Origin of the sequence: Nitrosomonas sp. Nm33 (assembly GCF_900107265.1) — a bacterium.
Lineage (GTDB): Bacteria > Pseudomonadota > Gammaproteobacteria > Burkholderiales > Nitrosomonadaceae > Nitrosomonas.
In genome coordinates, this window is record NZ_FNPJ01000035.1 from 19,195 (window position 1) to 29,381 (window position 10,187).

11 protein-coding genes and 1 tRNA gene are annotated in these 10,187 nt (G+C 42.2%); 8 read left to right on the forward strand and 4 right to left on the reverse strand.

Annotated elements, in window-relative coordinates; all coding sequences use genetic code 11:
- Nucleotides 1-55: 55 nt before the first annotated feature.
- The 3 genes from nusA to BLV54_RS08710 all read right to left on the reverse strand — a co-directional run bounded on the left by nusA (nt 56) and on the right by BLV54_RS08710 (nt 3,520).
- Nucleotides 56-1,528, reverse strand: a complete 1,473-nt coding sequence (gene nusA / locus BLV54_RS08695; RefSeq protein WP_090570693.1) for a transcription termination factor NusA — start codon at nt 1,526-1,528, stop codon at nt 56-58.
- A gap of 32 nt (nt 1,529-1,560) precedes the next feature.
- Nucleotides 1,561-1,992, reverse strand: coding sequence for a ribosome maturation factor RimP (rimP, locus tag BLV54_RS08700; protein WP_090570696.1), 432 nt, complete (start codon nt 1,990-1,992; stop codon nt 1,561-1,563).
- 1,458 nt (nt 1,993-3,450) lie between these two features.
- Nucleotides 3,451-3,520, reverse strand: a tRNA-OTHER gene (locus BLV54_RS08710).
- A 151-nt stretch (nt 3,521-3,671) separates the two neighbouring features.
- Here BLV54_RS08710 and BLV54_RS08715 point away from each other — a divergent pair.
- The 8 genes from BLV54_RS08715 (at nt 3,672) to BLV54_RS08750 (ending at nt 9,117) form a co-directional block, all read left to right on the forward strand.
- Nucleotides 3,672-4,961: a tyrosine-type recombinase/integrase gene (locus BLV54_RS08715; RefSeq protein ID WP_090570702.1), complete on the forward strand. Its 1,290-nt coding sequence runs from the start codon at nt 3,672-3,674 to the stop codon at nt 4,959-4,961.
- Nucleotides 4,962-4,998: 37 nt separating this feature from the next.
- Nucleotides 4,999-5,277 (forward strand): type II toxin-antitoxin system RelE/ParE family toxin, encoded by a 279-nt coding sequence (locus tag BLV54_RS08720; protein WP_090570706.1) that lies wholly within the window; start codon nt 4,999-5,001, stop codon nt 5,275-5,277.
- 12 nt (nt 5,278-5,289) lie between these two features.
- Complete coding sequence (locus BLV54_RS08725) at nt 5,290-5,622, forward strand: HigA family addiction module antitoxin (protein WP_090570709.1); 333 nt, start codon at nt 5,290-5,292, stop codon at nt 5,620-5,622.
- A gap of 11 nt (nt 5,623-5,633) precedes the next feature.
- Nucleotides 5,634-5,822, forward strand: coding sequence for a helix-turn-helix transcriptional regulator (locus tag BLV54_RS08730; RefSeq protein WP_256329301.1), 189 nt, complete (start codon nt 5,634-5,636; stop codon nt 5,820-5,822).
- A gap of 196 nt (nt 5,823-6,018) precedes the next feature.
- On the forward strand, nt 6,019-6,759 hold the full coding sequence (locus BLV54_RS08735; protein WP_090570712.1) for a hypothetical protein: 741 nt from the start codon (nt 6,019-6,021) through the stop codon (nt 6,757-6,759).
- A gap of 101 nt (nt 6,760-6,860) precedes the next feature.
- Complete coding sequence (locus tag BLV54_RS08740) at nt 6,861-7,097, forward strand: MerR family transcriptional regulator (RefSeq protein ID WP_090570716.1); 237 nt, start codon at nt 6,861-6,863, stop codon at nt 7,095-7,097.
- 96 nt (nt 7,098-7,193) lie between these two features.
- A complete protein-coding gene (locus BLV54_RS08745; RefSeq protein ID WP_090570719.1) occupies nt 7,194-7,592 on the forward strand; it encodes a hypothetical protein in 399 nt (132 codons plus the stop codon).
- Complete coding sequence (locus BLV54_RS08750) at nt 7,582-9,117, forward strand: DUF3987 domain-containing protein (protein WP_176969720.1); 1,536 nt, start codon at nt 7,582-7,584, stop codon at nt 9,115-9,117. The genes BLV54_RS08745 and BLV54_RS08750 overlap by 11 nt, the downstream gene beginning before the upstream one ends.
- Nucleotides 9,118-9,154: 37 nt before the next feature.
- On the opposite strand, the gene BLV54_RS16085 is transcribed toward BLV54_RS08750, so the two are convergent.
- Entirely contained in the window at nt 9,155-9,310 is a 156-nt protein-coding gene (locus BLV54_RS16085; protein ID WP_176969721.1) for a hypothetical protein, read from the reverse strand.
- Nucleotides 9,311-10,187 lie beyond the last annotated feature (877 nt).

Sequence of the window (10,187 nt, forward strand, 5' to 3'; positions counted from 1 at the left end):
GGTGTTGATAGTTAAATTTTCAAGCTCAAAGCAAGACAATCGACGTAACTATATTTTAATTAAACCATGGTTCTCGCGCTTTTATAATAAGCTTGTTAGCACGCTCAATATCAATACCCGTCATTTCGACTAAATCATCTGCGGCTAGATCAGCGAGATCCTCTTGTGTATTAATACCTTTGGCAGCTAACTCACGAACTAGTTGCATATCCATACCTTCCAGTGAAAGCAGCCCTTCTGATATGTGTTCAACTTTTTCTTCGGTAACAATCGCATCATTTAAAAGAGCATTACGCGCCCGATTACGTAATTCATTAATTGTTTCTTCATCAAGTACTTCTATTTCAAGCATTTCATTAAGTGGTATATAAGCAATTTCTTCTAGTGTAGAAAAACCTTCCTCCACCAGAATATTCGCTATTTCTTCATCCACATCAAGTTTTTCCACGAAGAGCTTACATATCCTAGAGGTTTCTTCTTCATTCTTTTTCTGTGATTCCTCTACTGTCATGATATTGAGACTCCAGCCAGTTAATTCTGATGCAAGGCGTACATTTTGCCCACCACGGCCGATTGCTTGCGCGAGATTTTCTTCATCGACAATGATATCCATACTATGCTTATCCTCATCGACCATAATGCTGCTGATCTCAGCAGGCGCAAGAGCATTAACTACAAAAGTAGCAGGATCTTCCGACCACAATATGATATCAATTCGCTCCCCCGCCAACTCGCCTATAACCGCCTGCACTCTAGAACCTCGCATACCCACGCAAGTTCCGATTGGATCAATGCGTGGATCAGTTGATTTAACGGCTATTTTAGCGCGCGAGCCAGGATCTCTTGCCGCTGCTTTAATTTCTAGCAACCCTTCTTCAATTTCAGGCACTTCTAATTGAAATAATTTAATCAAGAATTCAGGAGAAGTGCGTGATAATATTAATTGAGGCCCTTTTGTTAAACGATCAACTCTAAGCAGATACGCGCGAACGCGGTCTCCAACCCTTAGATTTTCTTTTGGGACCATTTGATCACGAGGTAGAACTGCCTCAATCCTACCTGACTCCACAATAGCATTACCGCGTTCCATACGTTTTATAGTACCTGCAACCAAATATTCTTTACGTTCAAGAAAATCATTCAGACTCTGTTCTCGTTCTGCATCACGAATTCTCTGAAAAATTACTTGCTTAGCTGCTTGAGCACCAATACGATCAAATTCTATTGCCTTTAAAGACTCTTCGATATGGTCACCCAATTTAACATCAGCATCATACTGTAATGCCTCACTCAAAGAGATTTGCCGAGCAGGGTTCTCCACAGCGCCATCAGCAACCACTTGTCTGCTACGAAAACATCGATAGTTTCCAGTCTCCCGCTCAATTACAACTTGCACATCAATATCTTCATGAAAATGTTTCTTTGTAGCGGACGCAAGCGCCATTTCTAAGGCAGTAAAAACGATTGCTTTATCAACATTTTTTTCATGCGCCAAGGCATCTACTAATAGCAAAATCTCGCGGCTCATATTCCTCCAGCTAATTTTTTATGCATCTATAGTTATAGTTCCGGAACTAACCGAGCTTTTTCTAAATTGTCTAATTCAATATGGAGCAATCTCCCCTCAACTTCTAGCCTTAATACGCCATCATTAACTTCTCGTATGATTCCAATAAAATTTTTTTGACCTTGCAATGCTATACGTAATTTAATTTTTATTAATTTCCCTGCAAAGCGGATAAAATCACTTTCTTTTTTCAAAGGCCTATCTAGACCCGGAGAAGATATCTCGAGTCGGCTGTAATCTATCCCTTCTACCGCTAATAATCTACTGAGATGGTTACTAATAGCAACACAATCGTCAATAGAAATACCACTATCTTTTTTATCTACAAATACTCTTAATAATTTGCCAGGTGCCGATTGCTCCACATCGACTAATTCATAATCCATTCCCGCCAAAATCGGATCCAGTAATTCATATAACGTCATAGCTTAGCCACAAATAAAAAATGGGCTGAATAAGCCCACCAACAACGTGTTTATTATAACAATAATCAATTGCTAACAAAACAGAATTTTATTTTATGATAATAATTCCAATAAGTTACTGCTAATCTGACATACCTTATCCTTTTGTCATTGATACCCAACATTTAATGTTGATAGCAATCTGTCACTCAAAGCAGATCAAAGTATGATTGAACACCGATTTGCGCATAGCAATCTCGCAAGATATATAATGTATCCCGTATCTTCTAGGCCAGATGATGAAAATGTCAGCTAGCTGAGAAAGCACGCAACCTAGCAAGAGTTGATAATCCGGGTGACCTGCGCAACTGCAACCCTGATACTAAAGCAACAAATATTGATATTTCAGCATTTTACTATGAATAAACCCGGATCATTAAGGCTCTAAATTGATTATTATGCAAAATAATCAGCATTGATAAGGATAGGACTAAGCCCCGATCTTTTACCAGCACACGGCACGGTTGTCTTCATAAAGCTGATGAATGTATATCTTGTTTTTTATGATGCATCTTTCGAACGGCTATGAATATCTTAGCGGCACATCCGTATAGCTCGCTCGGCAGAAAAGCGTATCAGGGGAAGTAAGATTTAACGACTTAAAAAGCTCAGCAAGAAAGAATTTCATATAAACATAGAGATACGTACAAGTTTCGCAATTGCTTGCCACAACATTTTACAGTCTATGTTAATCCATACAGAAGATTAGAAAAAACTATCGACCGATTAGCAGATTAATGTAGCTAGAAGTCGTATCATACTACCGACTTCTAGCCAATATAACACATTCACTTAAACCTCTCTTGACCTTTATGCTAATCAACAAACATGCCAAGAGGTGATTAGGAAAATAGAATATTCTCCTAAACGAGACTAATTAGTATTTACCACCCGCTCCCGTAAAGAATACGATTGCTCCCATTATTAGGATACCAATAGTAGCAGCCGCAACCACTTTGAACAAACCAGCTTCATCTGATCTTCTATTTTCTTCCATGTCCTCTTCTCCTTTTGAAAGTTTACTCTTTGTTCTTAAGAACCCATAAAAAACCCATAAACTTGGTAGGGTTGCGGAGATTCTACGCATATTTCCTTAGAATGGCAATATTGAAATATATTACGTCGGAATAGAATGGATATATATGATTCTTCCGCTTTGTGTGAGATTTTTTGTGGAGCATATTGAATTTTGTGGAACCCAAAATTTCATAAAATATAGACATGAAATTAGAGAGCAGACAAGGCGAGTAAACAGCAAAGACCACTAAGTGAACTTGAGCTAGAATTATCCAGGATCAAACGCGGATTGAAAGAAGTTACTATGCAGCTCCCATTAATATGGGCATTGATAAAACTTCCCTATATGGAATCTACAAAAATACTCAAAAAGAAGAATAATGGCTAACTACCTGATTTTATTGGTGGCCAAGGGCGGAATCGAACCACCGACACAAGGATTTTCAGTCCTCAAAAATACCTATTCTTAGCCGTTGATTACTGTTTAAAAAAACTAGTAATTTCAATACATATCAACACATTAACCAAAATCATGTTATCATCCGTGTTGATTAGAATATATCAAAATTGACCAAATTTTCCTACAAATTTCCTACAATATTCCTACAAGTTTCCTACACGATATGAAGCGTGAAAACTTTACCGGACGCACCGTTTCAGATTTTCAATGCACGCCAGGGAAGTCACAAAGCCTACATTGGGACGCAGGATCGCCGGGGTTAGGCCTACGTGTAACAAGCAACGGAAAAAAAACGTACATCTTTGAAACCAAGCTACACGGGAAGACCTTACGTCTCACTATTGGCGATGTTTTATCCTGGCCGCTTGCTGATGCGCGGAAAGAAGCATCGAGGCTTAAAGTATTGACTGACCAAGGGATAGACCCGCGTCAACTTGAAAAAGAAAAAAAATCTGCTGATGAAGCGCGAAGACAAAGAGAACGACTTGAGAGAATTACCTTAGGTGAAGTATGGGCAGAATATATTGAAGACCGCAAGCATTTATGGTCTGATCTTCATTATCGTGATCATGTGAAGATAATACATGCTGGTGGGGAAGCACGCAGCCGAAGCAATGAACTAACTGTTCCTGGTGCGCTTGCGTTTCTATCCCCTGCCCGTCTAGCTGATCTGACAAACGAAAGAATAGAGGACTGGGCGCGAGCGGAAGCCACAAAAAGACCCACACGCGCCCGCCTTGCCCTGCGATTGCTGAAAGCTTTTCTTTTTTGGTGTGGCAGGCATTCAACCTATAAAGAGGTCGTTACAGACAATGCAGCGCAAAGCAAAACCGCCAGGGAAAGTTTAGGCAAAGCAAAGGCAAAAAATGATGTGCTTCAGCGTGAACAATTGCCCGCATGGTTTCAGACAGTCAGGCAAATCCAGAACCCTGTCATAAGCGCATATCTGCAAGCCCTTCTATTAACTGGTGCGCGTCGTGAAGAGCTAGCTCAGCTATGTTGGGAAGACTGCGATTTTCAATGGAAAAATTTGACTATTCGAGACAAGGTAGACGGTCAGCGAGTCATACCATTGACGCCCTATGTTTCTCATCTATTGAGTAGTTTACCGCGTCGTAATCAATGGATATTTAGCAGCCCTACCGCAGCCAGTGGGCGATTGACTGAACCGGCAATAGCACACAGAAAAGCATGTGCTATTGCTTGCGTGGATGTCTCCCTTCATGGGTTGCGGCGATCGTTCGCCACTTTAAGCGAGTGGGTAGAAATGCCCGCAGGTATTGCAGCCCAAATTCAAGGGCACAAACCGCAGGGAGTACGCGAACAAAACTACATACGACGCCCGCTTGATCTATTGAGAATGTGGCACATCAAAATTGAAAGCTGGATATTGGAACAAGCGGAAATTGAGTTTGATGGTAAAGCTAATCCAGGTTTACGAGCTATCAAGTAATATTTGTAACCTGTAGCGCTACGGTATACAATTCAGCATGATAAAAACATTTCGCCATAAAGGACTTGAAGCTTTCTTCACCACTGGCGACCTATCTGGCATTCAACCGCATCATGCAGCGCGGTTAAGGCGACAATTGATAAGGCTTGATCTTGCCAAGAATGCAAGTGATATGAATATTCCTGGCTGGAGGCTACATTCTTTAAGCGGTGACCTCGTTGGTCATTACTCTGTAACAGTAAATGGCAATTGGCGAATCACCTTTACCTTTGAAGATGAAGACGCTGTGCTAGTTAATTATCAAGATTACCATTAGGAAAAATTAAATATGAGCAAAATACACAACCCGCCACACCCAGGCGAAACCTTGCGAGAGGATGTATTGCCCGCTTTGGGGTTATCTGTAACTGAAGCAGCTGAACAACTCAACGTGAGTCGGGCTACTTTATCGCGTGTGCTAAATGGTCGCGCTGCTATCTCTCCTGAAATGGCCTTGAGGCTGGAATGTTGGTTAGGGGTAGAAAATGGCGGAAGTGCTGATTTATGGATAGCACAACAAGCAGCTTATGACTTATGGAATGCGCGCAAAGCCGGTCTACCAAAAGTGAAGCGTGTAGATATAAAGCGCACCGCAGACCTGAGATTGTCGGTACATCAATAGAGAAATCAACCATGAGCAGAATGCACAACCCAGCACACCCAGGCGAAGTATTGCGGGAATGGCTACCGGAAGAAATGACGGTAACGCAAGCAGCAAAAGAATTGCAGGTTTCCTGCGTCACACTTTCCAGATTGCTGAACGGTAAAGCTGGTGTAACGGCTAGCAATGGCGCTACGTCTGTCCGCCTGGCTTGGTACTAGCCCCGATGTTTGGTTAGGAATGCAGATACAGTGGGACTTGTGGCAGGCAAAACAACAACCCAGACCCGATATTAGACCGCTGGAGAGATTGCCAGCGTGAACAAGTTAAGCCGCTTCTAGTTAGGCCAGACGAAATGCGGGACACCTTCACCAGTCGGGAGCGCTATCTCTTTGAAAAACACTTTGAGGTTCGTTAATGACAGTCAATTTTACAAAATTTACAAAACTGATAGATGATCGCAAGAAGCTCAAAAAAGGATTTGAAGAATATTCAAAAGAGAGTGAGCCTCAAGAATACGATATAGAAGAAAAGTTCATCGAGTGGTTTAATGAGCACAAAGACAAGGTTTTACCTGAAGCTATACAAGTTCTAAATAAGTTCGCAACAAAACCACCGGTACCCCCTGAACTTTACAAACTTTACGATGCTTACAGGATTTACGGTTATCTCCTTTCCAAATGGTTTCATGAAGGATCGCGAGCCAATTGTCATAATGAAAAAGCAGAAAAAGTTTTGTTAGATGCTTTAGAGTCAGCAGCAAATGACCCGGCTATGACCCCGGATGTTAATAAACTTATTGATACTTTCATTTACTTGCTAAAACATAAGCGAGCAATGTTCAAATATGATTATTCAAATTATTTTGAGCCGTTGATTGAACATGAGAGAAAAAATGCTAGAACAGAAACGGCTAGAAATGCAGCGCTAAGAGGTATAGAACTTGATCCTAAGCAAGAAATTTTAAACTTAATAGAGATAGAAGCTATAAGGGTTAAAGACAGATTCAGCAAACGTGGTTACAAAGCAGAATTTCTAAGAGATATGCGAGAAAAGTATCCTTTAATCGTAGACGACCAGAGCATTACAAAACGCCTAAAAAATCTGGATAAAAACGGAAATATTTTCCTGTGGAAATCAAAAAACAAGAAAAATTAATATATCAGCTAGCTCATATATATTTCGCCTAGTTCATATATTACTTATCATATAAAACAAAGATTTAATGAATACTTCTCAACAAAAAGAGGTATTCATCAATGCAAAAGTCACAAAATCAATCTCACCAAAATAAAAGAAAAACATTCCCGCCATTAGAAACAATCACCCGCCCTAATCTAACGACTGATGAAGCGGCTTTCTACTGCAACAGAAAGCCCCAAACGTTGCGTATATGGGCGATGAAAGAAAACGGTTTAATTCGACCGATTCGTCAGAATGGGCGTCTGGCCTGGCCCACGAAAGAAGTTAAGCGCGTAAACGGTATTGATGAATAGAAAAGGAGCGCCAGACCATGAACGCTCCTTTAACAATTACTTCGCAGTTATGCAACTGCTGGTATTCTATCAAAAATCGAGCCCTACCTGAAGGGCGTGATCCGTCGGCAGAACGGCGGATTACTCGCTTTTTGCCCCGGGCATAATGACAGAAAATCCCGCAGTCTTGCGGCAAATATTGGCCGTGAAGGTCAAATACTCTTGAAATGCTTTGCGGGCTGTAACGTTCACGAAATAACAAGCGCTATGGGTTTATCAGTCAGTGATCTTTTCCCCGATACCAGCAAAGATAAGTATGATCCACAATCACGTGCATTCTTCCAAGAGTGGCAAATACTCGAAGCGCTAGCGTTTGATGCCGCAATCGTATTGATTGCAGCTCACCGCCTCAATGAGGGTGATAAACTGCCTGAAGCTGATTTGAAATATCTGGCCGAAGCCGTGATTCGTATTAGTGAAGCTATTTCTTATGTCAGGAGGTCTCATGCTAGATAAGCCAAGCCTTGAGGAAGAAGTATCACACTTCTATGATGAGAACGCACTCGCATTACCTCCTATCGAAAAATTGATAGACGAAATCAAGAATAAATCAACTTCGGGCGAAAAGGGCGAATCAGGCGAAAATCCTCACCAATCCTTGAAATACGATACGCGAAAGATTGGGCGAATCGAGCGAAATTCGCCCCTTGAGATATACAAACCGCCCCCTTACCCTATTGATGCTTTGGGCACATTAGCTGAAGTTTGCCTCTACATGCGCGATGAGATGCAGTTGCCAGCCGAAACAGCTGGGCAGGCGCTACTATCGGTTGCCTCGCTTTTAACGCAACGCTTTTATGACGTAGAAACCTTGGCAGGGAACAAACCCTTATCGCTTTATTTGCTCACTCTAACAGATTCAGGAGATGGCAAATCTACCGCTGATAATGTAGCACTCAGAAAAATTTCTGATGCTGACCAGCAGAGCCACGAATACTATCAGAATGAAATGTCTATATGGTGCGGCTTATCGAAAAAAGAGAAAGAAAGCGAGCCACAGCCAATTGCTCCGTATAGGGTAATGAAAAGCGGAACTATACAGGGCATTGTTCGTAGCTTTAAGGATAGGCTGTCCAGTCAAGGATCATTCACAGCTGAAGCAGCAAGCATGCTGTCAGGCTGGGGCATGAGTACTGAGCAAAAACGAAATACCTTGGCAGGCCTTAACGATCTTTGGGATGGCTCACCCATTTCAATAGTTCGCCAGGGCGAAGGGCGAACGCAACTTTACGACAAGCGGTTTTGCTGTCACTGGTTGATTCAACCGAGTGTGGCGCGTGAATCGCTTAACGATGAGTTGTTTTCGACAATAGGAACTTGGCCTCGTTTTTTGATTGCTTGGCCGGAACCGCTGAAGCCACGTAAAGATTATAAAAAATTCGCCCCTGAAAACAATTTGGCCGTTCAGTCATTTTGGAAAACATGCAACACCCTATTGGTTTATCAAAGCGACAAAAGGCAAATCATAGAGTTGTCAGATAAGGCGCAAACTCTCTTGATCAATTTTTGGAAAGCTATGGAGCAGTCAAGAGATCCAAAAGATAAATATCACGGTCTAAAGCCTTTTTGTGTCCGCGGAGCTGAACAGGTTTGCAGGATTGCTGGCGTGTTAGCTGCATTTAGAAATTACTCAAAAGGAAAACCTGATCTTGCTTTTGAAGTGCTGGATGCAGACATAAAAAACGTAATCAAACTATTTAAATTCAGTCTCGATACTTGGCTTGGAATATTTGGCAAGCGTGAAGACATAGAACATCAAGCCTGGGCGAATGAACTTTATACCTGGATGCTAAAGCAGGCTGACAGACAAGCCAACGAAACTTCAATGCTCAAACTAGTAACACCTAAACATCTGAGGTCAAAACATAAGCGCGATGTTGCCCTTTCAATTCTTCAAGAACAAAGACGCATCGAGCGCGTTATTGAAGCACTCCCGAATGGAAGCATGCAGGTATCTCGCAACGTATGGAGGGCGATTTAGTGCCAGGAGTGGATGACATGTTAGCAGGCATATTAAGCTATTCTCCCACTGAAACGGGCGAAAATAGCCCCATTCGCCCAGCGATACTCCTGGGAGAGAATGGCTTAAATATTGCGTTTCCGCCCAATTCTCCCGATTCACCTGCCATACCCTGCAAATCAAATTCATCCAGTTCGCCCCAAGAAAGTGACATTGAAAAAATCCGACATTGGTTAATCAAAATTGGCGAACCAGAAGAAGATCATCACCTAGTTTTGAATAAATGCCGGAATGATTCCCTTGTACTTGAATATTGCTTGAAACATACTAGAAGTGAGTTTGAATCTGGTTACGCTGTAACGAATGAGCAAAGGGCAGATGATCGGGTGAAGTGTTCTGACTGCTTTCTCCTGGATAGACAGGGTTATTGTAAGAAGTGGCGGATCGTCAGTCCACATAACCAAAAATATAGGCCAACGCAAGACCTACTGCGGCGATGTGGTTCTTTTAAATTGAAAAAGCAGTAAAGATCGTCCCTCCCTAACGCCCAAATCGCGCAACCAGAATTTTTAATTTAACCACTAGCTGCGGTAGTCGCTATTGTTAATAGCGCAGATAATGGTATTCTTGAGTCAAGCCTTGAGCGAACCGCCGGAGGGCGGGGTAATGTGGTTCCATTTAATTGGGACTGTTCATCATGTGTTAGGGCATTGTTGAACGAGAAGCTATGACCTGTTGCTCAGTGTCGCAAGGTATTCAGTAACGGAGAGCACTCCGGGGCGCATCTCTCCCGGCTCAAGGCGCATCGCCCTATCAAGCGTGTTCGCGATTATGATATTCTTAATCAAGCCTTGGGATGCCCGTCGGATGACGGGACAGGACGCGATGATCTGTTACCCAGTGCCGCAAGGTATTCCGCGACAGAGAGCGAGTTGGAGGATTGACCGCTCCACCCAAGGCGCTGCTTTTCAGGCTTTTATTAAAGTACCTTAATTAACGTGAGTTCGACATAAGAATCACAACCCTACAAGTGGAAGAGCTTGAGTGAATCTGATATTAAGTGAAGGTTTCTTCTCGCGGAACGTGTAAGC

Bases quoted from the DNA above. Each gene is read 5' to 3' on its own strand.
- nusA (WP_090570693.1), bottom strand. From the start codon at position 1,528: ATGAGCCGCGAGATTTTGCTATTAGTAGATGCCTTGGCGCATGAAAAA.
- rimP (WP_090570696.1), bottom strand. From the start codon at position 1,992: ATGACGTTATATGAATTACTGGATCCGATTTTGGCGGGAATGGATTAT.
- BLV54_RS08715 (WP_090570702.1), top strand. From the start codon at position 3,672: ATGAAGCGTGAAAACTTTACCGGACGCACCGTTTCAGATTTTCAATGC.
- BLV54_RS08720 (WP_090570706.1), top strand. From the start codon at position 4,999: ATGATAAAAACATTTCGCCATAAAGGACTTGAAGCTTTCTTCACCACT.
- BLV54_RS08725 (WP_090570709.1), top strand. From the start codon at position 5,290: ATGAGCAAAATACACAACCCGCCACACCCAGGCGAAACCTTGCGAGAG.
- BLV54_RS08730 (WP_256329301.1), top strand. From the start codon at position 5,634: ATGAGCAGAATGCACAACCCAGCACACCCAGGCGAAGTATTGCGGGAA.
- BLV54_RS08735 (WP_090570712.1), top strand. From the start codon at position 6,019: ATGACAGTCAATTTTACAAAATTTACAAAACTGATAGATGATCGCAAG.
- BLV54_RS08740 (WP_090570716.1), top strand. From the start codon at position 6,861: ATGCAAAAGTCACAAAATCAATCTCACCAAAATAAAAGAAAAACATTC.
- BLV54_RS08750 (WP_176969720.1), top strand. From the start codon at position 7,582: ATGCTAGATAAGCCAAGCCTTGAGGAAGAAGTATCACACTTCTATGAT.
- BLV54_RS16085 (WP_176969721.1), bottom strand. From the start codon at position 9,310: ATGTCACTTTCTTGGGGCGAACTGGATGAATTTGATTTGCAGGGTATG.